Source organism: Streptomyces sp. Y7, from assembly GCF_043195415.1.
Lineage (GTDB): Bacteria > Actinomycetota > Actinomycetes > Streptomycetales > Streptomycetaceae > Streptomyces.
Window position 1 is genome coordinate 1 of the sequence record NZ_JBIDDQ010000064.1, and the last position, 467, is coordinate 467.

Below are 467 nucleotides of genomic sequence, written 5' to 3' on the forward strand. Positions count from 1 at the left end.
GTGAGCGGCTTCATCAAGAGCGGAACCGTGATCTTGAAGAAGTTCTGCACAGGACCGGCACCGTCCATGGCGGACGCCTCGTAGAGATCATCCGGAATGGCTTTGAGCAAGCCCATGCAGAGGATCATCATGTAGGGGTAGCCAAGCCAGGTATTGACGATGAGGATCATCACCTTGGCCAGGAAGGGGGTGGTATACCAGTCCGGCTTGATGCCGAACGCCGCTTCCAGGAACAGGTTGATCTCGCCGAAGTTCTGGTTGAACAAGCCCTTGAACACCAGGATGGAGATAAACGCCGGTATCGCATAGGGCAGGATCAGCATGACCCGGTAGAAGCCACGACCTCTGAGCTGTTCCCACTGCACCAGACATGCCATCACCATGCCGATGGCCAGGGTGAAGCCTACTGAGCCGGCGGAGAAGATCACAGTCCAGACGAAGATCTGCATGAAGGGACCCTGGATACC

At 56.5% G+C, this 467-nt stretch carries 1 protein-coding gene; it reads right to left on the reverse strand.

Annotated features, from left to right (window positions below; genetic code table 11):
* On the reverse strand, positions 1 to 449 hold a 449-nt coding region (locus tag ACGFW6_RS45120; protein ID WP_393523628.1), incomplete at its 3' end, for an ABC transporter permease subunit.
* Between the last annotated feature and the right edge of the window lie 18 nt (positions 450 to 467).